The 22,319-nt window shown below is 73.9% G+C and carries 20 protein-coding genes; 17 read left to right on the forward strand and 3 right to left on the reverse strand.

Annotated features, from left to right (window positions below):
- Positions 1–781 precede the first annotated feature (781 nt).
- The 12 genes from ACZ3YO_RS22465 (at position 782) to ACZ3YO_RS22520 (ending at position 13,406) form a co-directional block, all read left to right on the forward strand.
- Positions 782–1,738 (forward strand): TauD/TfdA dioxygenase family protein, encoded by a 957-nt coding sequence (locus tag ACZ3YO_RS22465; protein ID WP_465571980.1) that lies wholly within the window; start codon positions 782–784, stop codon positions 1,736–1,738.
- 117 nt (positions 1,739–1,855) lie between these two features.
- Positions 1,856–3,442: an ABC transporter substrate-binding protein gene (locus ACZ3YO_RS22470; RefSeq protein WP_465571983.1), complete on the forward strand. Its 1,587-nt coding sequence runs from the start codon at positions 1,856–1,858 to the stop codon at positions 3,440–3,442.
- Between the two features lie 3 nt (positions 3,443–3,445).
- Complete coding sequence (locus ACZ3YO_RS22475; protein WP_465571986.1) at positions 3,446–4,390, forward strand: ABC transporter permease; 945 nt, start codon at positions 3,446–3,448, stop codon at positions 4,388–4,390.
- Positions 4,391–4,394: 4 nt separating this feature from the next.
- The gene (locus tag ACZ3YO_RS22480; protein ID WP_465571989.1) at positions 4,395–5,249 is read left to right on the forward strand and encodes an ABC transporter permease; all 855 of its coding nucleotides are present in this window, start codon (positions 4,395–4,397) and stop codon (positions 5,247–5,249) included.
- A complete protein-coding gene (locus tag ACZ3YO_RS22485; RefSeq protein WP_465571992.1) occupies positions 5,246–6,850 on the forward strand; it encodes an ABC transporter ATP-binding protein in 1,605 nt (534 codons plus the stop codon). The genes ACZ3YO_RS22480 and ACZ3YO_RS22485 overlap by 4 nt, the downstream gene beginning before the upstream one ends.
- Positions 6,847–9,195: an arylsulfatase gene (locus tag ACZ3YO_RS22490; RefSeq protein ID WP_465571995.1), complete on the forward strand. Its 2,349-nt coding sequence runs from the start codon at positions 6,847–6,849 to the stop codon at positions 9,193–9,195. The genes ACZ3YO_RS22485 and ACZ3YO_RS22490 overlap by 4 nt, the downstream gene beginning before the upstream one ends.
- 145 nt (positions 9,196–9,340) lie before the next feature.
- Positions 9,341–9,994 (forward strand): 4'-phosphopantetheinyl transferase family protein, encoded by a 654-nt coding sequence (locus ACZ3YO_RS22495; RefSeq protein ID WP_465571998.1) that lies wholly within the window; start codon positions 9,341–9,343, stop codon positions 9,992–9,994.
- Positions 9,991–10,374 carry a barstar family protein gene (locus tag ACZ3YO_RS22500; protein WP_465572001.1) on the forward strand — a complete coding sequence of 128 codons (384 nt, stop codon included), beginning with the start codon at positions 9,991–9,993 and terminating at the stop codon, positions 10,372–10,374. The genes ACZ3YO_RS22495 and ACZ3YO_RS22500 overlap by 4 nt, the downstream gene beginning before the upstream one ends.
- A gap of 281 nt (positions 10,375–10,655) precedes the next feature.
- Positions 10,656–10,967: a WXG100 family type VII secretion target gene (locus ACZ3YO_RS22505; protein WP_396321022.1), complete on the forward strand. Its 312-nt coding sequence runs from the start codon at positions 10,656–10,658 to the stop codon at positions 10,965–10,967.
- A gap of 3 nt (positions 10,968–10,970) precedes the next feature.
- A complete protein-coding gene (locus tag ACZ3YO_RS22510) occupies positions 10,971–12,551 on the forward strand; it encodes a putative alpha/beta hydrolase (protein ID WP_465572004.1) in 1,581 nt (526 codons plus the stop codon).
- A 25-nt stretch (positions 12,552–12,576) separates the two neighbouring features.
- Positions 12,577–12,948: a hypothetical protein gene (locus tag ACZ3YO_RS22515; protein WP_465572007.1), complete on the forward strand. Its 372-nt coding sequence runs from the start codon at positions 12,577–12,579 to the stop codon at positions 12,946–12,948.
- Positions 12,945–13,406, forward strand: a complete 462-nt coding sequence (locus ACZ3YO_RS22520; RefSeq protein ID WP_465572009.1) for a protease inhibitor I42 family protein — start codon at positions 12,945–12,947, stop codon at positions 13,404–13,406. The genes ACZ3YO_RS22515 and ACZ3YO_RS22520 overlap by 4 nt, the downstream gene beginning before the upstream one ends.
- 59 nt (positions 13,407–13,465) lie before the next feature.
- Here ACZ3YO_RS22520 and ACZ3YO_RS22525 read toward each other — a convergent pair whose 3' ends face one another.
- Entirely contained in the window at positions 13,466–14,431 is a 966-nt protein-coding gene (locus ACZ3YO_RS22525; protein WP_465572011.1) for a polysaccharide deacetylase family protein, read from the reverse strand.
- Between the two features lie 223 nt (positions 14,432–14,654).
- Here ACZ3YO_RS22525 and ACZ3YO_RS22530 point away from each other — a divergent pair, with 223 nt between their 5' ends.
- The 4 genes from ACZ3YO_RS22530 to ACZ3YO_RS22545 all read left to right on the forward strand — a co-directional run bounded on the left by ACZ3YO_RS22530 (position 14,655) and on the right by ACZ3YO_RS22545 (position 19,525).
- Entirely contained in the window at positions 14,655–15,551 is an 897-nt protein-coding gene (locus ACZ3YO_RS22530) for an SMP-30/gluconolactonase/LRE family protein (RefSeq protein WP_465572014.1), read from the forward strand.
- Positions 15,552–15,664: 113 nt separating this feature from the next.
- On the forward strand, positions 15,665–17,347 hold the full coding sequence (locus tag ACZ3YO_RS22535) for a CehA/McbA family metallohydrolase (protein WP_465572016.1): 1,683 nt from the start codon (positions 15,665–15,667) through the stop codon (positions 17,345–17,347).
- A 144-nt stretch (positions 17,348–17,491) separates the two neighbouring features.
- Entirely contained in the window at positions 17,492–17,998 is a 507-nt protein-coding gene (locus tag ACZ3YO_RS22540) for an ATP-binding protein (protein WP_396321014.1), read from the forward strand.
- 546 nt (positions 17,999–18,544) lie between these two features.
- On the forward strand, positions 18,545–19,525 hold the full coding sequence (locus ACZ3YO_RS22545; protein ID WP_465572019.1) for a MinD/ParA family ATP-binding protein: 981 nt from the start codon (positions 18,545–18,547) through the stop codon (positions 19,523–19,525).
- Positions 19,526–19,711: 186 nt separating this feature from the next.
- Here the strand turns inward: ACZ3YO_RS22545 and ACZ3YO_RS22550 are convergent, their stop codons facing one another.
- Positions 19,712–20,218 carry a DinB family protein gene (locus ACZ3YO_RS22550; RefSeq protein ID WP_465543491.1) on the reverse strand — a complete coding sequence of 169 codons (507 nt, stop codon included), beginning with the start codon at positions 20,216–20,218 and terminating at the stop codon, positions 19,712–19,714.
- A 475-nt stretch (positions 20,219–20,693) separates the two neighbouring features.
- On the opposite strand from ACZ3YO_RS22550, the gene ACZ3YO_RS22555 reads away from it, so the two are divergent.
- The gene (locus ACZ3YO_RS22555; RefSeq protein WP_465572023.1) at positions 20,694–21,503 is read left to right on the forward strand and encodes a class I SAM-dependent methyltransferase; all 810 of its coding nucleotides are present in this window, start codon (positions 20,694–20,696) and stop codon (positions 21,501–21,503) included.
- Between the two features lie 170 nt (positions 21,504–21,673).
- Here ACZ3YO_RS22555 and ACZ3YO_RS22560 read toward each other — a convergent pair whose 3' ends face one another.
- On the reverse strand, positions 21,674–22,315 hold the full coding sequence (locus tag ACZ3YO_RS22560; protein WP_465572026.1) for a hypothetical protein: 642 nt from the start codon (positions 22,313–22,315) through the stop codon (positions 21,674–21,676).
- Positions 22,316–22,319 lie beyond the last annotated feature (4 nt).

Raw genomic sequence — 22,319 nt, forward strand, 5'->3', positions numbered from 1 at the left:
CATCGCGCACCTCGCCTCCTCGCACGCGTTCGGCACCGTGCCGGGGTCCGCCGCCTTCGCGGGCGTGCAGCAGTTCCAGACTCGGTACCGTCCCCCTCGCTCGGGCCCGGGGCGTGCCCGGCAGCGCCGCGGAGCGTCTCCGGGGTTTCTTCCGCTCCGAGAGTTAGTAACTCCGGCAGGCCCGCTACAAGGCCGATCGGCACCGCGAAGCACTCCCGCCATCGTCCGGCCATCGGCCGCAACAGGGCTGCCACACCGCGGCAACACCCCTGCTCAGCAGGCAAGATGGCGATTGACAGCGGGCCTCGGCGTTCAGCACGATGAGCGCCGAACCCACTCGCAGCACGCCGGAAGGAGGGCCGATGACCACCGTTCGCCACGTCCCGTGCCCTGCCTGTCCCCGCCTCTGCCGCGGCCGTCGCCGCAGCCTCTGTTGTCGCTGAAACGCTCACCTGCTGAACGGCTGAACCTCCGAGGCCTCAAGCTCTGAGCCCCTGACGGCCCGACCGGACGGACGGGCTCGCCGGACGGGCTCCGTCCAGGGCGCGGCGCCGAGCCCTCACGTCCAGCGCCACCCGTTCTCCCCGCGAAGCCACGAAGCCGCGAACCCACGAGCCGCTGCACCGCTGCACTGCTGCACCGCGCACTCCGTGCACGCCGGCACCCTGCCCCACTCCCCACGGCCTGCACCCCCCGCCCTTCCACCTGTCCCGCCCCACCCGAAGCCCTACTCGAAGCCCCACGAATCCACGCGACATCACGCGAAAGCCGAGGTACCGCCATGACCACCGCCCTCACCGAGCTCCGCCTCACCCCGGCCGCCGGCCGGATCGGCGCGATCGTGCACGACGTCCGCCTCGGCGGCGACCTTCCCGCCGAGACGGTCGCCGCCGTCGAGGCCGCCCTGTACGAGCACAAGGTGCTCTTCTTCCGCGGCCAGGAGCACCTGGACGACGCCGAACACGAGGCGTTCGCCCGCCTGTTGGGCCAGCCGGTCGGCCACCCGACGGTGCCCAGCGCCGACGGCCGGTACATCTTCGAGCTGGACGCCACCAAGGGCGTGCGCGCCAACAACTGGCACACCGACGTCACCTTCGTGCCGTCCTACCCGAAGGCGTCCATCCTCCGCTCACTGGAGCTGCCGCCGGCCGGCGGCTCCACGGTCTGGGCCAACACCGTCGCCGCCTACCAGGACCTCCCGCAGCCGCTGAAGGTGCTGGCCGAGAGCCTGCGGGCCGTTCACACCAACGACTACGACTATGCGGCGAGCCTGGCACTCAAGCCCGAGCTGGCCGACAACGCGGAGATCGCCAGGCTGTTCCGCCAGGTGTTCGTCTCCACCGCGTTCAAGACCGAGCACCCGCTGGTCCGCGTCCACCCGGTGACCGGCGAGAAGTCCCTTCTGCTGGGTGCGTTCGCGCAGAGGATCCAGGGCGTGTCCGGCACCGACAGCCGGGCTCTGATCGCGCTGTTCCAGCGCTACATCGAGCGCCTGGAGAACACCGTGCGCTGGGAGTGGCAGGTCGGCGACGTGGCGATCTGGGACAACCGGGCGACCCAGCACTACGCCGTCAACGACTACGGCGACGAGCCGCGCCTGGTCCGCCGGATCACCCTGGACGGCGACCTGCCGGTGGGCGTGGACGGCGCCCCGAGCCGGCTGCTGGAGCCGGTCGAGCCACCGAAGGTGGCCGGCCTCGTCCCGGCCGAGGAGCTGGAGGCCTCACTCCAGGCCTGAGCCGGCCCGCCCGTCACTCGCCAGGAACCGCCGGTCCGACCGGGGTGGCTGCTCTGACCGCCCTCATCACGACCCTCCCGCACGACCGCAACCCACCACCCCTGCGAAGGACCCGCCTTGACCGCGTTCACCACTCCCTCCGCCCCCGGCCTCTCCCGCCGCGCCCTGCTGCGCGGGGGCCTCGCCGGAGCCGGTCTGCTGACGCTGGCGGCCTGCCGCTCGGCCGCGGACACCGCCTCCTCCGCCGCGAGCGGCCCGGCGGCCCCACGCCGCGGCGGCGTCCTCACGGTGGGCACCGGCATCGACTTCACCCCGAGCCTGCTCTTCGCCCAGAGCGCCAACACCCTCGTCCAGCGCCTGGTCTTCAACACCCTCACCAGATACGACGACAGGCTCCGGCCGCAGCCCGAGCTGGCCACCTCCTGGCAGCTCGGCGCCGACGGCACCAGCGTCACCCTCAAGCTGCGCGAGGACGTGCTCTTCCACAGCGGCCGCAGGTTCACCGCCGACGACGTGGTGTTCGCCGTCAAGAACCTGCAGAACCCGGCCCGTTCGGCCCAGCTGCGTTCCACCGCGGCAGCCGTCACCGACTTCCGCAAGAACGGCGACTTCGAGCTGACCCTCGTCCTCGCCCACCCGGTCAGCAACCTCTTCGACCTCTTCGAATTCATGATCATCCCCGACTCGGCCACCGTCGAGAACGCCGTCGCCGGCACCGGGCTGGTCGGCACCGGCCCGTTCACCCTCACCGACCGCAAGCCCGGCAGCTCGATCACCTTCGCCCGCAACGAGAAGTACTGGAACCCCGGCCGCCCCTACCTCGACGGGGTCGAGATCCGGATCATCCCGCAGGCCGAGTCGCTGCTCTCCTCGCTCAGGACCGGCCAGACCCACCTCTCCTACACCGTCCGCGGCAAGGACGTGGCCACCCTCAAGAACGACCCGCAGTTCCTGGTCAAGCAGTACGACACCGGCTCCGGCGCCTACTACATCGGCGCCGACCTCACCGCCGAGCACGTGAACGACAGGCGCGTCCGGCAGGCCATCGCCTGGGCGGTGGACCGCGACCGGCTGGTACAGCAGGCACTCGGCGGCTACGGCACCGTCTCCTCCGCGCCCTGGCCCAAGTCGTCGCCCGCCTACAGCGACGCCAACGCCACCCGCTACACGCACGACCCGGACAAGGCCCGGGCGCTGCTCAAGGAGGCCGGACTGGCCACGATCACCCTGCCGTTCGCGCACTCCAACGAGCCCGGCGCGACCGCGGTCGCCCAGATCCTGCAGTACGACCTCAAGCAGGTCGGCATCGAGACGGTGCTCCAGCCCACCGACTCGCCCACCATGCAGAAGCAGCTCATCTCCCAGTCCATGCCCGCGCTCTGGACGCTGAGCCACGGCTTCGCCCAACTCCACCCCGCCACCCTCGCGGTGAGCGCCTACCCGTTCAACGAGGCCAGGAACAGTTCGCACTTCGGCTCGCCCGCCTACACCGACGTCGTCCGGAAGGCCTGGCAGCGCCCGGACAGCGACAGCGCCGAGGCCAGGGCCCTCTACCAGCAGATCACCGACGTGCTGCTGGACGAGGAGTTCGTGATCGACCTCGCCATCGCCGGGCTGGTGGAGGTCGCCGGCAGCAAGGTCCGCGGCACCGACCTCAACAAGTTCGGCTACCTCAACCTCGACGACGCCTACCTCACGGCCTGACCGATGCGTACCTTCCTGTTCAAACGGCTCCCCTCCGGGCTGCTCGTCCTCGCCCTCGCCTCCTTCGTGGTCTTCCTCATCCTCCGGCTGATCCCCGGCGACCCGGCCACCTCGCTTGCCGGTCCCGACGCCGGGCCGGAGGCCGTCGGCGCCGTCCGCGCCCGGCTCGGCCTCGACCAGCCGCTGCTCTCCCAGTACGCCGGCTGGCTCGGCCACCTCGTCACGGGCGACCTCGGCCCCAGCTACGCGATCGGCGGGCAGGTCGCCGACCTGATCGGCAACGGCCTCGGCGCCACCATCCAACTCACCCTCGGCGCCCTGCTGCTGGTGATCGTCATCGCGCTGCCGCTGGGGGTGCTCGGCGCGACCACCAGGCGCCGCCCGGTCGCCGCCGCCGTCCACGCCTTCACCACCGCCGTCCTGGCCGTCCCGCCGTTCGTCACCGGCGTCCTGCTGGTGCTGCTCTTCGCCGTCACCCTCGGGCTGCTGCCGGCGGGCGGCCACGAGTCGCTGCTCGACCAGCCCGACCTCGCCGTCCAGTACCTGCTGATGCCCGCCGTCTGCCTGGCCCTGCCGAGCGCCGCCGTGCTCGCCCGCTACCTCAAGGACGGCATGGAACGCGCCCTCGCGGAGGACTACGTCCGCACCGCCACCGCGCTCGGCGTCTCCCGCCGGCGGATCGTCTGGCAGCACGCGCTGCCCAACGCGCTGCCGCCCGCGATCACCGTGCTCGGCCTGCAGATCGGCCAACTCATCGCCGGCGCCGTCCTGGTGGAACGGATCTTCGCCTGGCCCGGGCTCGGCCAGCTGATCGAGCAGGGCGTGATCCGCCGCGACTACCCCGTCGTACAGGACCTCCTGCTGCTGATCGTCGCCGTCTACGTCACCGTCCAGTTGCTCACCGACCTGGTGTACGCGTGGCTGGACCCCCGGATCCGGTGGGAGTAACCCGATGACCGCGCTGACCGCCCACCCGCCGCACGCCGCCGCCCGGCCCCGCAACCGCTACCTGGCCGGGCTGCTGACCGGCCGCGGCCTCACCGGCCTCGCCCTCGTCGGCGTGGTCGCACTCGCCGCCCTCCTCGCCCCGCTGCTCACCGACGTCGACCCGAACGCCCAGAGCGCGCTCGCCCTGGCCGGCCCCAGCACCGAACACCCCTTCGGTACGGACGACATGGGCCGCGACCTGTTCAGCCGGGTGCTGCACGGGATCGGCACCGACCTGGCGATCACCTTCGGCGCCGTTCCGGTCGGCGCCCTCCTCGGCTGCTCCCTCGCCCTGCTCGCCGCCTCCTCCCGCTGGGCCGACCTCACCGTGCAGCGCGTCTTCGACCTGCTGCTCGCCTTCCCCGGCCTCATCCTCGCGCTCGCCGTCACCGCCGTCCTCGGCCCCGGCCGCTGGCCGGTCCTCATCGTCATCGGCCTCGCCGAAATCCCTGGCTTCGGGCGCCAGTTGCGGGCCGGGATCCTGGTCCAGCGGGAGCGCGAGTACGCGCTCGCCGCCCGGGTCGGCGGCGCCTCCCGGCTGCGGGTACTGCTGCGCCACGTCGTCCCCAACGCCGCCGACCCGCTGATCGTGCAGACCGCCGTCGCCCTCTCCATCGGCGTCTTCATCGAGGGCGCGATGAGCTTCCTCGGCCTCGGTGTCCGGCCGCCGGAGCCCACCCTCGGCTCGATCCTCAGCCAGTCCGTCGCCTACCTCTCCACCCACCCCACCTTCGCGGCGGCCCCGCTGGCCGCCACCACCGCCCTGGTCCTCGGCTTCACCCTGATCGCCGAGGCCCTGAACAAGGGGATCCGCCGATGAGCCGCCCCGTCCTCCACGTCCGTGACCTCACCGTCGAGTTCGACGGCACCAAGGCCGTCGACGGGCTCGGCTTCGAGGTGGCCGCCGGAGCCACCCTCGGGCTGGTCGGCGAGTCCGGCTCCGGCAAGTCCACCACCGCGCTGGCACTGCTGCGGATGCTGCCGGCCGGCGGGCGGATCACCGGCGGCTCGGTCGAGCTGGCCGGGCAGGACCTCGCCACGCTGCCCGAGAGCGACCTGCGCGGGCTGCGCGGCCGGCGGATCGCGATGATCTTCCAGGACCCGATGTCCTCGCTCAACCCGGTGCTCACCGTCGGCAGGCAGCTCGACGAGGCCCTGCGGGCGCACGGCGGCGCGGGCAAGGCCGAACGGGCCGCCCGGGCCGTCGAGCTGCTCGACCTGGTCGGCATCCCCTCCGCCGCCGGACGGCTGCGCGACCACCCGCACCAGTTCTCGGGCGGCCAGCGCCAGCGCATCATGATCGCGCTCGCGCTCGCCAACAGGGCCGAGGTGCTGGTCGCCGACGAGCCGACCACCGCCCTCGACCCGACCGTCCAGCAGCAGATCCTGCGGCTGCTCGCCCGCATCAACCGGGAGACCGGCACCGCGCTGGTGGTGATCAGCCACGACCTCGGCGTGATCGCGCAGACCTGCCGCCGGATCCTGGTGATGCGCGGCGGCCAGGTGGTCGAGGAGGGCGAGACCGCCGACGTCCTCGCCGCACCCCGACACCCCTACACCAAGCGGCTGCTGGCCGCCGTGCCACGGCTGGAGGAGCCCTCCGGTGCCGCCGCCAACAGCACCCCTGGGTCCGAACCACTGCTCACCGTCACCGGCCTGGGCAAGACGTACGGTCCGCGCCGGCGGGCGGTCACCGCCCTGGACGGCATCGACCTGGAGCTGCACCCCGGCGAGACGCTCGGGCTGGTCGGCGAGTCCGGCTCCGGCAAGTCGACGCTGGCGCGCGCCCTGGTCCAGGTGCACGCGCCCTCGTCGGGCTCGATCCGCTACCGCGGCGAGGAGTTCGGGCTCGGCGGGGAGCGCGCGGCCCGCCGCGAGGTGCAGATGGTCTTCCAGGACCCGTACGCCTCGCTCAACCCGCGGATGACCGCCGGCCAGATCATCGCCGAACCGCTCGTCGCCCACGGCCTCGGTGACCGCGCCGCCCGGGAGCGGCGGGTCGCCGAACTGCTCCGCCAGGTCGGGCTGGAGCCCGCCATGGCCGGCCGGCACCCGCGCTCCTTCTCCGGCGGACAGCGCCAACGCATCGGCATCGCCCGGGCGCTGGCGCCCGAGCCGCGCGTGCTGATCTGCGACGAGCCGGTCTCCGCACTGGACGTCTCCGTCCAGGCCCAGGTGATCGAGCTTCTCGCCCACCTGCAACGCGAACTCGGCCTCGCCGTCCTCTTCATCGCCCACGACCTCGCGGTGGTCCGCCGGGTCAGCCACCGGATCGCGGTGATGCACCGCGGCCGGATCGTCGAGACCGGCCCGGCCGACCGTGTCGTCACCGCGCCCGAAGACCCCTACACCGCCGAACTCCTGGCCGCCGTACCGCGCCTGGAGTCCGCCTCCCGCCTCACCACCCGGAGCACCGTATGACCGGCACGCCCGATCCCGAGCCGCACGACCCGCACCGCCGCGACCCGTACGCCGGGTTCGCCGGCACCGTCGGCCGCACCTTCGGCGCCTCCACGCCCGCCTGGCCGGCGCGCGTGCGCCCGCGCGAGGGCGCGCCCAACATCGTCGTCGTCCTGATCGACGACATGGGCTACAGCGACATCGGCCCGTTCGGCTCCGAGATCCCCACGCCCACCCTCGACCGGCTCGCGGCCGACGGCGTCAGGCTGGCCAACTACCACACCATGCCGCTCTGCTCCCCCGCCCGCGCGGCGCTGCTCACCGGCCTCAACCCGCACCGGGTCGGCTACTCCTTCGTGGCCAACGCCGACCCCGGATTCCCCGGTTACGGCATGGAGGTGGCCGGCGACATCCCCACCCTCGCCGAACTGCTGCACGACCAGGGCTACGCCACCTACGCCGTCGGCAAGTGGCACCTCACCCGCGACTCCGCCTCCAACGCCGCCGACAGCCGCGCCAACTGGCCCCTGCAGAAGGGCTTCGACCAGTACTACGGCGTCCTCGAAGGCCTCACCAGCCTCTTCCACCCGCACCAACTCGTCCGCGACAACAGCCCCCTGGACATCGACGAGTTCCCGGACGACTACTACTACACCGACGACATCACCGACCAGGCCATCGCCATGGTGAAGTCGCTGCGCGCACACGACGCCGAGAAGCCCTTCCTCCTCTACCTCGCGCACAACGCCGTCCACGGCCCGCTCCAGGCCAAACCGGCCGACCTCGCCCGCCACCGGGGCCGCTACGACGGCGGCTGGGACGAGCTCCGCGCCGCCCGCTTCGCCCGCCAGCTCGCCGCCGGCCACTTCCCGCCCGGCACCGAACTGCCCGAGCGCAACGGCGAGACCGGCTACGACGTCGGCCCGTGGGACGAACTCACCGACGTGCAGAAGAAGCTGTACGCCCGCTACATGGAGGTGTACGCGGCGATGGTCGACAACGTCGACCAGAACCTCGGCCGGCTCACCGACACCCTCGCCGCGCTCGGCGAACTCGACAACACCATCATCGTGTTCACCTCCGACAACGGCGGCACCGGCGAGGGCGGCGCCGAGGGCACCCGCAGCTACTTCAGCCGCTTCGTCCACCACCCCGGCCTGCCCGAGGACTGGAACCCCGACGTCGAGCGCGAGATCGGGCTGATCGGCGGCCCGCAGAGCCTGGTCCACTACCCGCGCGGCTGGGGCATGGCCTCCAACACCCCGTTCCGCTTCTACAAGGGCCAGACCTACGCGGGCGGCGTCCGGGTGCCCTTCGTCCTCTCCTGGCCGGCCGGTCTGCCGCGCGCCGAGGGCGACGCCGGCGTCCGCCCGCAGTACCAGTACGTCACCGACATCCTGCCCACCCTGCTCGAACTCGCCGGCGTGGAACGGCCGTCGGACCGCGCCGGGCAGCCGGTGCAGTCGCTCGACGGCACCAGCTTCGCCCCCGTCCTGCGGACACCGGACGCCGCCTCCACCCACCCCGAGCAGTACTGCGAGATGACCGGCAACCGCAGCTACTACCGCGACGGCTGGAAGCTCGTCACCCTGCACCGCTTCGGCGCACCCTACGACGACAGCGAGTGGGCCCTGTACGACCTGCGCACCGACCCTACCGAGATCCGCGACGTCAGCGCCGAACACCCTGGCCTGGTAAAGGAGTTGGCCGCCGCATGGGAGGCCTCCGCCTGGCGCGACGGCGTCTTCCCGCTGGCCGACGGGAGCGGCGCGCTCGCCCTGCGCGGCCCGGAGGCCGACCGGCTACGCCGCCCGGTCACCCTGCTGGCCGGCACGCCCGAGCTGGAGCGGTACCGCTCCTCCCGCCTGATCTCGTTCCGCTCCTTCGCCGTCGAGGTGGAGCTGGACGCCCACGGAGCCGACGACCAGGGCGTCCTCGTCTCCCACGGCGACCAGGGCGGCGGCTACAGCCTCTACGTCGAGGACGGCCGGCTCCGCTTCGCCTACAACCAGTACGGCGACCTCTTCGAAGCCGACGCCGGCCCGCTCGCCCCCGGCGCCCGCCGGATCACCCTGGAGGCCACGGCGGTGGCCGACCTCAAGTGGGAGTTCCGCGTCCTGGTCGACGGCGCCGAGGGAGGCCGGCTCGGCCCCGTCCACCAGCTGATCGGCATGGCCCCCTTCCAGGGCATCAGCGTCGGCGTCGACCGCAAGTCCCCCGTCTCCTGGCCGGTGTACGAGCGCCACCGCTCCTTCCGGTACACCGGCGGGCTGCGCGCCGTCACCTACCTTCCCGGCGAGCCCGCCCCGTACGACCCCGAGACGGTCGCCCGGGCCCTGCGCGAGGCGGCCGCGGCCTTCGAGTAGCCCCACACACGCCCACCGCACACCCCGCCGCACACCCCGCCGCACACCCGGCCGCTCTGCAGCCGCTCACCCGGCCGGCCCCCGCACCCAGGGCCGGCCGGGTTAGGCTCGTCCCGTCCGCACGGCACACACTCAGGGGGGACCTGTGATCGGCGAACTGCTGCCCGAGACCGTCGTGGTGGAGGTCGCGTACGACGACCCGCCGCAGGCCCGGCTCGAACCGGAGGAAGAGGCCGTCATCGCCCGCGCCGTCGACTCCCGGCGGCGCGAGTTCACCACCGTCCGCCACTGTGCCCGTCTCGCCCTGGGCCGCCTCGGCTTCCCCTACCGCGCCCTCGTCCCCGGCCTGCGCGGCGCCCCCGGCTGGCCCGACGGCGTGGTCGGCAGCCTCACCCACTGCGCCGGGTTCCGCGGCGCCGCCGTCGCCCGCGCGGGCGACGTCGTCTCCCTCGGCATCGACGCCGAGCCCGCCCTCCCCCTCCCCGAGGGCGTCTTCGAGGTCATCGCCCTCCCCGCAGAGCAGAAGCGCATCGCCGAACTGCTCGCCGAGCACCCCGACACCCCGTGGGACCGGATCCTGTTCAGCGCCAAGGAGTCCGTCTACAAGACCTGGTTCCCGCTCACCCACCTCTTCCTCGACTTCAGCGAGGCCGACCTCACGCTCGGCACCGACGGCACCTTCCACGCCGAACTCCTCGTCCCCGGCCCGGTGGTCGACGGCCGGCGCCTCGACTCCTTCACCGGCCGGTGGACCGTGCGCAACGGCCTCCTCGCCACCGCGATCACCGTCCTGCCGTGACCGTCACCTACGTCGTCGACGGCACCCGGATCACCACGCTGGAGGACTTCTGGGCCGAGGCCGGCCGCTCCATCGGCTGCGGCGGCTACTTCGGCCGCAACCTCGACGCCTTCGCCGACTGCCTCCGCGGCGGCTTCGGCACCCCCGACGACGGCGACTACGTGATCGAGTGGCGTGACCACGAGACCTCCCGCCACCACCTCTCCCACCCCGAGACGGCCCGTCAGCTGGAACTGACGCTCGCCCGCTGCCACCCCACCAACCGCGACCGGGTGGCCGCCCGCCTCGCCGAGGCCCGGGCCGGCCGGGGCCCTACCGTCTTCGACTGGCTGGTGGAGATCATCGAGGACGAACTCCCCGGCGGGCTGCGGCTGCGCTGACCCGGCGGTGCGACGATCGGGGCCGGCCGGCCGGTGCCGTGCCGCCCTCCGTCAGTACGGGGCCCGTCGTCCGCCGGCGCCGCCCGTCGCCCGCCGTTACCGGTCTTCGCCCCGGCCCCGCCCTTTACCTCGGCAAGACCGGAGATGGCCGTTTCCGATCGATTTGTGCCTTCCTAGCGACAGTGTCGTAACAGGCGCGCTCGGGCGGCCGGACCGCCTCCGAGCTGCGGCTATGCTGTGCGGCGGCCTTGACGGGCCGTGAGTGAAACGGGGGCAGGACAATGACCGACAGCACAGGAACGGGCTTCACCGCCCACCCGGAGAAGCTGGACTCGGCGGCGGGCAAGCTGACCACCGCGGGCAATGACGTGGGGACGATCCGCGACACCCTGGGCCGGCTGAGCATGTCCGGCGAGGACACCTTCGGGCCGTACGGCGCACCGGAGGCGGCGAAGGCCTTCTGGTCGGCCTGGCAGGACGAGCTGGGCGTCAACACCGACGCGCTGCACGACCTCGGCGACAAGGTCGGCAAGACCGCCGCCAACTACGCGGGCGTGGACGGCAAGATCTCCCAGCACCTCCAGGCGCGGTGACCGGTGCCCGACCACGACGCACATCCGCTGGGCATCGACCCGGGCAGCCACCGGGCCCAGGTCGAACGCCTCAAGAAGACCATCGACGAGTCGCACGGCATGTGGGGCGCCGGCGACCTCAAGTACGCGGTCCACGACGCCCTGCAGCTGGACGCGCCGAAGGGGGACCCGGGGAAGCTGGGCGAACTGGCCGCCGCCTACCACAACGCGGGCAGTCAGCTCGACCAGGTCCAGCTGGAGGTCGCCCGGACCGCGTCCGAGCGGCTCCCGGAGGCCTGGACCGGCCAGGTCGGCGAGAAGGCCGTCGAGGTCGTCAGGGCCTCCGCCGACGACCTGCAGCGCTGCCGCGAGACCCTGGCCAAGGGGCACGACCAGCTCAAGGCGCTCGCCGGCTCCCTCGGCGAGGCGCAGTCGCTGCACGGCCAGGGCGACGCCCCGCTGCGGGAGGCGCTGGGGCTGCTGCACGACATCACCGTCGGCGGCGCACCCGACCCGGTGCACTGGGACGACGACAAGATGCACTCGGCCCACGCCAAGGCCAAGGACGGCATCAAGTCGATGTTCGACGCGGCCGTGAAGGCCGAGGACGCCGGCCGGGCCGCGGCCCGCGAACTGAACGGGCTGGCGGGCAAGGCGCTGGCCGGCAAGTTCAAGAACAAGGGGCTCGGCGCGGCCGACAAACTGGTCCTCGTCGACGCCTCCCTCCTGGGCAGCGACAGGGCCGGTGCGATCCTCACCGCCAACGACGTGACCCGGGCCGGCCAGTTCATGGACAAGATGAGCGACGCCGACCGGGCCCGCTTCGACGAGCTGCTGGCCGGCGCGAAGTCCCCGGAGGAGCGCGCCTACCTGATGAAGGCGCTGGCCGCCGGACACAGTTACGACGAGGTCAAGGCCTTCGGGGCGCAGATCCACGAGCACGGCGACGACCCGAACTGGCTGGCTCAGCGGATCTCCCCGGTGCAGCTCACCTCCCTCTCGTCCGACACGAACGGCACCGGCTACGGGGGCGTCGACTGGGGTCAGGGCCAGCACCCGACCTGCGTCGCCGCCTCGACCGTCACGGCCCGGGCGATGGTCGACCCGATGTTCGCCTTCCAGCTCACCACTGGCGGCCACCCCGGCGATCCGAAGTTCGACAACGGCCAGGCCGCGAAGGACCGTTGGGACAAGGAGACGAACCGGGTCTACGACGAGCGCAGCTGGTGGGGCAGCTGGCAGGACGGCATGTCCGACGGCGACTCCAAGGACGTCGCCAACGACGAGATCGGCAAGCACACCGGCGCGAGCTACCGCACCGTGGACCTGGAGGGCGCCGAGCAGCGCCGCGACGTGCTCGCCAAGGTCGAGGAGGCGGTGGACCAGGGCAAGCCGGTGCCGGTCGGCGTCAAGGAGGACACCTGGTTCCGTCCCGACGGCCACCAGATGATGATCATCGCGCACCGCGGCGACCAGCTGGAGATCTACAACCCCTGGGGTTACACCGTCTGGGTCAGCGAGAGCGACTTCGTCAACAACCGCATGGAGGGCGCCGCCGCCGGTGGCGGAATGCCCGTCGCCGACCACGTCCAGCTCCCCAAGTGAGGCCGCTGTGAGCACTCCACAGTCCATGAGCGACAGCCAGCTGGCCGCGCTCGACATCGAGATCCTGCTGCGCTTCGGCCTGCCGTCGGAGGGGGCGCACCGCTCGGCCCTGTTCGGGGACGGCGCGGTGGCCGCCGCCATCGCCGCCGACCGGCTGGGCGTGCTGCCGCGTGCGCTCGTCTTCCTCGGCGAGGTGGTCAAGGCGGGCGGCACCCGCTACGCGGCCGGTCTGCCCGAACCGCTGCCGGGCCCGGCTGCGGCCGTGGCCCGGGGGTGGCTGGAGGCGGCCGCGATGGTCGTCCAGGACCCCTCGGGGGACTTGCTGGTCGCCCGCTGGCTGGACGCGGTCGCCGCCGTCCTCGCCCTGCGGGTGACCAACCGGGAGGCGACGCCATGACGCGACGGCGGATTCTGCTGACGGTGGCCGGCGCACTGGTCGTCGTGGTCGCGGCGGGAGCGGTGGGAGTCCACCTGCTGACCCGGGGCAAGCTCGACCACGGCAAGGTGTTCACCGCGGCGTCGGGACAGCTCACCGTCAAGCCGGGGCAGCTGTTCTCGATCGAGGTCGACGCGCACCCGTCCTGGGGAGACGAGTGGACGGTGGCCGTGCCGCGCCCCGACACGGCCACGGTTCAGGTGTCGGACGAGGAGTACGTCGCCAACCTCCACCTCCTCGGCAGGTCCGACGGCGTGTTCGGTTCGGGCGGCCGCCACTTCTTCGTCTTCCGTGCCATGGGCCCCGGCCGGACGGAGATCGCCCTGCACAACCTTTACGCGGGCGGGGTGATCGCGCCGCCCGCCGACATGGCACCCGAACAGGTCGACCGCCGCTTCACCGTGGACGTGCGGGCGTAGGGCGGGGTCTTCGGTCGGACGCGCCGTAGGGGCGGGCCCCCTACGGCGCGTCCGTCTGCTCAGCCCAGCACGTCCGAGAGCCGGACGAAGCGCCTGCCGTCGGCCAGCAGCGCCGGGAGGGCGGCGGCGAAGCCTGGGGCCGTACCGCCGGCGGGGTGGTTCATGTGGGCGATGACGATGCCGCCGGGCGGGGTGGCCGCGACCTCCTGGCGGACCTGGCTCCCGGTGAAGGTGGCGCCGCCGTCGGCGTTGACGGTGAAACCGGCGATACGCTGGCCGACGTCGGCGGCGATGCGGGCGGCCACGTCGTCGTAGTGGGCGGTGCCCGAGCGGAAGAAGCGGGGCGCGTGGCCGAGCAGGGCGGCGAGCTTCTCCCTGTTCCCGGCGACCTCGTCGTACGCGTCGGCCGCGTCGCCGGTGCCGGCGATGCCGTAGGCGGAGCGGCCGGTGACGGAGAGGGGCCGGTGGAGCGTGCCGTGGTTGGCGATCTCGAACAGCGGGTCGCCGGCGAGGCTCTCGAACTCGGCGGGGTTGGCGTCGATCCAGCGGGCGTTGAGGAAGAGGGTGGCGGGGACGTCGTGGCTGCGGAGGAGCTCGATGAGGTCGGCGTCGTAGCCGGAGCCGCCGGGGCCGCCGCAGGCGTCGAAGGTGAGCGCGGTGGCCTGCTCGCCGTCGGGCAGTGCGGTGATCACACCGGACACCTCCAGGCCCCAGTCGGCCGGCTCGACGGCCCCGTACCGGTCCACCGCCACGGCCCGGGTGAAGGCGGGACCAGCGGGCGCAGCCGGCACGGCCTGCGCGACCTGCGTCACCGGTGCGGACGGCACGGACGGCGCGGCGGAGACGACCGGCGCAGCCGGCTCCGGGGTGGCCGGCGCCGTCGGCGCGGACGGCCCCGGGGTGGCGGGAGCAGCCCCGGCCGGCACCGCCGCCATCACCCGTTCGGCGGGCCTTGCAGTCGCCTGACACCCCGCCAGTGCGCTCCCGGCCGCAACGATCAGCAGTGTCCGCCGACTCAGCGACATGCCCACCTCCACACATATCCGGCATTCCGATCATCTGTTTCTATGAACCGATCGATCGTCACCCGCCGCAACCCCACCCGGCCGTCCCGGCACCCGCCGCCTCGGCCCCCCGCCGGCCCGTCCACCGTCCGTTGCGGCACCCGTCCGTTGCGGCACCCGTCCATTCCGGCACCCGTCCGGTCCGGCACCCGTCCGGTCCGGCACCCCGCACAGGGAGTCCCCGATGCCCGCCACCCCCGCCACCCCCGCCACCCTGCTCACCGGCCTCGCGCTCGGCGAGTCCCCCCGCTGGCACGACGGCCGGCTCTGGGTCTGCGACTGGGGAGCCCAGGAGCTGCTCACCGTCGACGGGGACGGCGCCGCCACCGTGGCCGCCCGCATCCCCTCGTTCCCGTTCTGCATCGACTGGCTGCCCGCACCCGACGGCCGCCTGCTCGTCGTGGCCGGCAGCGACCGGCAGCTGCTGCGCCGCGAGGCGGACGGCGCGCTCACCCCGTACGCGGACCTGCGGGCGGTCTGCGACCGGCCGTGGAACGAGGTGGCCGTGGACGGGCGCGGCAACGCGTACGTCAACTGCATCGGGTTCGACCTGATGGGCGGCGAGGACGCAGGACCGGGGCTGCTCGCGCTGGTCACCCCGGACGGGGCCGTCCGGCAGGTGGCCGGGGACCTCGCCTTCCCCAACGGGATCGCCCTCACCCCGGACGGCTCGACGCTGATCGTCGCCGAGTCGTACGCGGGCCGGCTCACCGCGTTCACCGTCGCGCCGGACGGCGGCCTGACCGACCGGCGGGTCTGGGCGGCGGTCGAGGGTTCGGCCCCGGACGGGATCGCCCTGGACGCGGAGGGCGCGCTCTGGTTCGCGGACGTGCCGAACCGCTGCTGCGTCCGGGTGCGCGAGGGCGGCGAGGTGGTGCAGCGGGTCACGCTCGACCGGGGGTGCTTCTCGTGCGCGCTGGGCGGCCCGGACGGTCGGACGCTCTACCTGACCGCCGCCGAGTGGCCGCCGCCGGAAGGCGCCCGGACCGGGCAGGTGCTGGCCGTGCCGGTGGACGTCCCGGGTGCAGGCGGTCCGGGTGCGGGCGGTCCGGGTGCGGGCGGTCCGGGGCTCCTTCACTGACCCGCCGTACGCACGTGGGGCCCGGCTCACCGCGGGTTCACCGGCGCGGGTAGGGAGGCGGGCGAGCCGGCGGGGAATCCGCCCGTCGCCGCTGCCCGAGACCGGAGGCCCCGATGACCGACCGCGACGACCCGCAGCCCGATCGGCAGCACGCTCTGCCCGGCGGCCGACAGCCCCTCCTCGACCGCCGCGACCTCCTCCGGACCGGCCTGGCCGGGGGCGCCGTCACCGCCCTCGGCCTCGCGGCCACCGCCACCTCCGCCCAGGCGGCGGACGCGGCGGGGATGCCACCCGACCGGACGATCACCCTCACCGGCCATCTCCCCACCGGCGCACCCGACTTCGTCTACCTGCCCTTCGAAGTCCCCTCCGGCGTACGGGAGATCGCCGTCTCCTACGGCTACGACAAGCCGCCCGTCCCCGCCGGCACCCCGGGCAACTCCTGCGACATCGGCCTCTTCGACGAACGCGGCACCGACCTCGGCGGCCGCGGGTTCCGCGGCTGGTCGGGCGGGTTCCGTACCGAGTTCACGGTCGCCCGCGACCAGGCGACGCCCGGCTACCTCCCGGGCCCGATCCGCCCGGGGGCGTGGAACCTCGTACTCGGCCCCTACCAGGTGGCCCCGCAGGGCCTCGACTACCACGTGGCGATCACGCTCAGGTTCGGCGTGCCGGGGCCGGAGTTCACCCCGTCCTACCCGCCCGAGCGGGCACGGGGGCGCGGGCGTGCCTGGTACCGGGGCGACTGCCACCTGCACACCGTGCACTCGGACGGGCGCCGGCTGCCGGCCGAGGTGGCGGCGGGCGCACGGGCGGCCGGGCTGGACTTCATCGTGTCGACGGACCACAACACCACCTCGTCGCACGGTGTCTGGGGCCCGCTCGCCGGACCGGACCTGCTGATCGTGACTGGCGAGGAGGTCACCACCCGCAACGGCCACTGGCTGGCACTCGGCCTGCGCCCGGGCCAGTTCGTCGACTGGCGGTACCGCTCGCGCGACGAGGCGTTCCCCCGCCTCGCCCGGCAGGTCCGCCGCCAGGGCGGCCTGGTGGTGCCCGCGCACCCGTACTGCCCCTACGTCGCCTGCCAGTGGAAGTTCGGCTACCAGGACGCCGACGCGGTGGAGGTCTGGAACGGCCCCTGGACGTACGACGACGAGTCGGCCGTCGACACCTGGGACGCGGGGCTCGCCGTCGCCCTGCGGGAAGGGCGCTCGTGGCTGCCGGCCGTCGGCAACAGCGACGCCCACAGCGCCCCGCAGGTCATAGGCTCCCCGCACACCGTCGTCCGGGCGGAGGACCTCACCCGCGACGCCGTCCTCGACGGCCTCCGCTCCGGGCGCAGCTGGATAGCCGAATCGGCCACCGTCCAGCTGGAGTTCACCGCCACCGGACACGGCCGCCAGGCCTGCATCGGCGAGCAGCTCACCGTCCCCGCGGACGCCCCGGTGGACGTACGCCTCGCCGTCTCCGGCGTCCCGGGCGGCACCGTCCGGTTCCTCACCGACGAGGGCCAGCTGCACCAGGAGTCGTTGCCCGCCGACGGCACGGGCACCGTCGTCTGGCGGACGACGGCCTCGCTCGCCGCCTTCGTCCGGGCCGAGGTCCGCCACCCGAAGGCCGACGGCACCCCGGGGAGGGGCAATGCGATGGGACCCGACCTTCCGTGGGGCCCGATGGCGGCGCTGACCAATCCGATCGTGCTGCGGCCGGCGGCCCCGCCGCAGGAGCAGTCCGCGGAACAGCCGGCAGAGCCGTCGGCGGACCGGTCCCCGGAGCAGTCCGCGGACCGGTAGGGGGGAGGACTCGGGGTACCGCCGTGGACTAGGTTGATCTCCGACAGCAGTCAGTCGTAGGGGCGAGGCACCCGGCTGTCCGTACCCGGGTCCGACCCGCCCCGGCACCCCGTCCGCCCCCGGCCCGCGAAGGGATCAGCAGCCGTGAACCGTACGACCGTAGGTGGGCCGGAGATCGGGGGCGGCCGCGGCGCCGGCGGCGTGGTCGTGCTGGCCGACCCGGCCGGAGCCGGGAGCGGCACGGTCGCGCCCCTGCTGGCGGACGCCCTCCACCCGAGCGTCCACCTGCGGGCGGACGACTTCCAGCGGGCGGTCCGGCAGGGCTACGTCCCGGCGCACCTGCCGGAGGCGCGGCGGCAGAACACGACGGCTCTGGCCGCCACGGCGCAGGCCGCCTTCGCGTTCGCCACCGGCGGGTACCAGGTGGTGGTGGAGGCGGCGGTGGAACCGGCGGCACTGGACGCCTTCCGCCGTGAGAGCCGTACTACCGGGGCGGCCCTGCACTACGTGGTGCTGCGGCCGGCGGGTGCGCCGGCCGAACCGGGCACGCCGGACCGGCACGCGGTGGACGCCGAGCCGGTCGCACCGGAGGAGGCGGCCGGGGCCGTCCTGGCCGGCCTGGCACAGGGAGCGTTCCTGCTGGGGTGGTGAGGGCTCGGCGGTGAGGCCTCCGTGGTGAGGCTTCCATGGTGAGACCGCGGCGTGGTGAGACCGCGGCGGTGAGGCCGGGGTGCGCGAGGGCTCCGGCGGCCGCCCTCCCACAAGGGCGGTCGCCGGAGCGTCCCGGTCCCGCTGCCGCCGGGGCGCGGAAGCCGGATGGACCGGGAGGGGCCGGAGACCGGAGGCCCCGGAGGGCGGTCCGCCCCGGAGGGCGCTCCGCCCGCCCGGACGGCTGAACCGGCGCCCGCACGGGGGGTCGGGCGCCGGTAGCAGTGCCGCCACCCCGTACTACGGACGGGAACGCCCCCTCGGTTCACCGGTTCCGCAACCCGTCGCCCGAGCCACCTTCCGGCTGGTCCCCCGCACCGCTCTGAGGCCGCTCCCCTACGGGCCCGGGCCATGTCTCCCCGGTCCACGGCGGGGCGCCGGTACCCGTCCGGACCCCGGCCGGGTGGCTGGTCGGTGAACTGACCTGCGCCGACGCTCCGTAGAGCCGGGTAACGAGCGTGCACCGCAGACCGCGCCGAAGGAGACACCGTGAGGAACGCCGCCCCCGCACCGCCCCTCCACCCTTTCGGCGCCCGAGTCCTGCCGTCATCGCCGTCGCCGTCGCCGCACCACGCTCCCCACCCGAGCCCCCTCGCCGCCCCGGCCCCCGCACCCGCCCACGCACCCGCACCTGCCCACGCACCGCGGCGCAGCGTGCTGGAGCGGCTGCGCAGCGGCGAACGCCGGGGCCGGGAGCAGCTGCGGTTCATCCGGTCCCCGCTGCACGGGAGTTGGCGGATCGCCGTGCTGGGCGCCAAGGGTGGCGCCGGCAAGACCTCCGTGGTGCTCGCCCTGGGGGCGATGCTCGCGGCCGAGCGCGGCGAGCCCGTCGTGGCCGTCGACTCGGGCTCGCACGCCGGCTCGCTGACCCGCCGCGTCCGGCACCGCACGACGGCGGGGATCACCGGCCTCGCGGCGGCCCGCCACCTCGTCGACCTCGACCGGTACGTCTCGCCGACGCCGAGCGGCCTCGCGGTGGTCGCCGGACCGGACCGCCCGGGCACACTCTCCGACGCCGGCTACCGCGCCGCCCTGGAGCTGCTCGCGCAGCGGTACCCGATCGCGCTCACCGACTCCGGCACCGGCCTGCTGGAGGCCCCGATGCACGGAGTCCTCGACCTGGCCGACCAGTTGATCCTTGCCACCACCCCTGGCGTGGACGGCGCCGGCAGCGCGGCCGCAACCCTCGACTGGCTGCACGCCCACGGTTACGGGGAGTTGGCCGAGCGCTCGATCACCGTGGTCTCGGCGGTACGCGGGACCACCCGGCCGGTCGACCCCGCCGACCTGCGGGCGTACTTCGGCGCACGCTGCCGGGGCGTGGTGGAGCTGCCTTTCGACGACCACCTGGCGGCGGGCGCCGAGTTCGACCCCTGCCGGCTCGGCCACCGCACCGGCGCGGCCGTACGCGAGCTGGCCGCCCTGGTCGGCGCCGACCTCTGGCGCGCGGCCCGGCCCACCGTATGGTGAACCACCCCACGATGCACGGCCGTTGGTCGCCCGAGCCTCCGGGCCCCGGGCGGACGTCCGCCCGGGACTCGGCCCGCCGGGGCCTTGGCCGGCCGAGGGTCCGGCCATCCGGCCTCCCGCGCTGCCGGGCCCGCGCTGCCGGGCTGCCGGGCTGCCGGGCCCGGGGCCGACCGGGAAGGGGCCTCGTTACGCCCCCACCTCACCGTCGATCGACTCGCGCAGGAAGTCGGCGTGCCCGTTGTGCCGGGCGTACTCGTGGATCAGGTGCAGCATCACCAGGCGCAGCGAGACGTCCGCCTCCCACTTCGGCATGTAACCCGTCACGTCCAGCGACTCCGCCTCCCGCTCGATGCGGCGGGCGTGCTCGACCTCCTCCTGCCAGGCGGCGAACGCCTCCGTCCGGTCGGCTCCCCGCGCGTCGTACGCGGCCTGGTAGTCGCGCTCCGGGGACCAGACGAACGGGATCTCCTCCTTGTTGATGACCCGGCGGAACCACGTCCGCTCGACCTCGGCCATGTGCCGGACCAGCCCGAGCAGGGACAACGTGGACGGCGGGCTCGACTGCAGCCGCAGCTGGTCGTCGGTCAGCCCGTCACACTTCATCGCCAGCGTCGCCCGGTGGTAGTCCAGGAAGGCGCGCAGCATCTCGCGCTCGTCCCCGGTCAGCGGTGGCGCGATCCGTTCGGTGGCCATGTCGGTCTCCTGTCCTCCCCGGTGGCGCGGCCCCTTTGGCGCACGCCTCCCGTCCGTTGCCCTCCGACAGCCCGAGAACGTGTCTGCCCATTCCCGCCAGGCGCACTGATCCGACGGATTGTCGGACACACCCCCGTACCTGCCGAGCCCCGGTGTGCACACCGTACCGGGGCGCCCGGCCCGCGGGCGGTGCGCCGCAGGCGGGTGCGGAACCCGTGGCCCCGCCCTCCGCCCTCCGCTCACCGCCCTCCGCCGGGCCTGCACCGAGAACCCCGGGAGCCCGCGGGGCCGCCGGGCCGATGACCCGCACACCGTCGGGATGCTCATCGTCCGGTCACACCACCAACCCCCTGACCAGCCCGGTTGTCCGCTCGAATCACCCTGGCGTGGTGTTCGGCCACGATCCCGTCTGGGTACGTACTGCGGCGCACGCCCGAGGCCCCGGGCGGCGACCCGCGAGGAGACCGAGCAGCCCATGACCCACGACCGCATTCCCGCAACCGTGCGACAGACCTACGGCGCCGGCGATCTCGCCCTGGCGGCGAGCTTCGCCGGCGGCTTCATCAACTTCGGTGACTGGCAGGGGATCGACACCACGTCGCCGACCCCCGAGGACCGGGTGCACAGCCAGGAGCAGTTGTACCGGCGGGTGCTGCGCGCCCTTCCGGCGCCGGCCGAGCAGCTGCGGCTGGCCGAGGTGGGCTGCGGGCGCGGGCTGGGTGCGGTGCTGGCGATGCGGGAGTTCCGGTTCGCCGCGGTGACCGGGGTGGACATCCATCCGGACCAGGTCGAGCGCGCCCGGGCCGTCAACGCCAAGGCGCTGGCGACGTTCCCGGACCGGCTGGCCTTCACGCTCGGCGCGGCCGACGAACTTCCGTTCGCGGACGGCTCGCTGGACGGCGTGTACTCCGTCGAGGCGGCCCAGCACTTCCGCGAGCTGACCGGCTTCGCGCACGAGGCGGCCCGCGTGCTGCGGCCCGGCGGGCGGCTGGTGGTGACCACGTTCTTCAGCTCCGGCCCGGAGGTCGCCGAGCGGCTGAGCATCCTGCTCGCCAGCTTCGCCGACGGCCTGGACGTGGCCCACCCGCTCAAGGACTTCACGGCCGACCTCGCCACCGCCGGCTTCGGGAACGTCACCACCGAGTCGATCGGCGCGAACGTCTGGCCCGGCCTCGACCGCTACCTGGAGGGCACCGTCCCACCCGGCCACTGGACGCGCAACTTCCTCACCGCCTGGCGGAGCGGCCTTCTCGACTACCACCTGGTGACCGCCGACCGCGACTGACCACGGCGGGCCTGCTCCGTCACGGAGAACCGCCGGACAGCTGCCTGCCTTCGCGGGCCCGGCCCCGGTCGGAGAGCGGCCCGGCGTCGGCGCCGGGCCGCGGCTGGGACCCGGGCGCCCGCGCCGGGCCGTGCGGCTCCGCCCCGGCGCGGGCGCGCCTCCCGCCGGGCTCAGCCGAGGACGGATTCGATGCGGGCGGCCAGGTTCAGCACGACATCGGAGCGGAGTGACCAGCCGCGGGCGGCGGCGCGGTGGAGGGTACGCAGGAGGAGGACCGACCCCTGGGGCAGCGGCTCGACCACCAGCAACCGTTCGATCGACCAGGTGTGCGAGGTGTCCGGCCCGGCCTCCAGGGGGGTGAGTGCGTTGGCCTCGGCGACCAGCTCCCGGTCCGCGTTCAGGCGGCCGGCGGCCTCGGCGTCGCCCTCGAAGGACGACGGGCCGAAACGCCGCGGCGCGCTCAGGGCGACCCGGGAGGGCAGCGGCCGGCTCAGCGGCACGGCGTAGAGGAGCTGGCCCAGCCCCAGGCTTCGGCGGAGCGCGGCCCGCCCGGCCATGAGCGAGGCGCGAAGCTCGAACGGCCTCGGCGCCTGGGCGTCCACGTAGACGTAGCAGCGTGTCGGTGCGGGCATTCCGCTGAACCGCTCCCGCGGCGGCAGCAGACTGCCGGCCGGGACACCGGTGCTGTCGGGCGGGAGCGTGGCGGCCACCGGCGGCCGGTCGAGGCCGAGTTCACGGCCGAGCGTCAGGGTGAGGTCGGCGGTCACGCGGTCCGGGTCGGCGTCCCGGCCGGTCCAGAGGGCTGCGGGCATGGCG

This window comes from Kitasatospora sp. NPDC022785, from assembly GCF_055561295.1.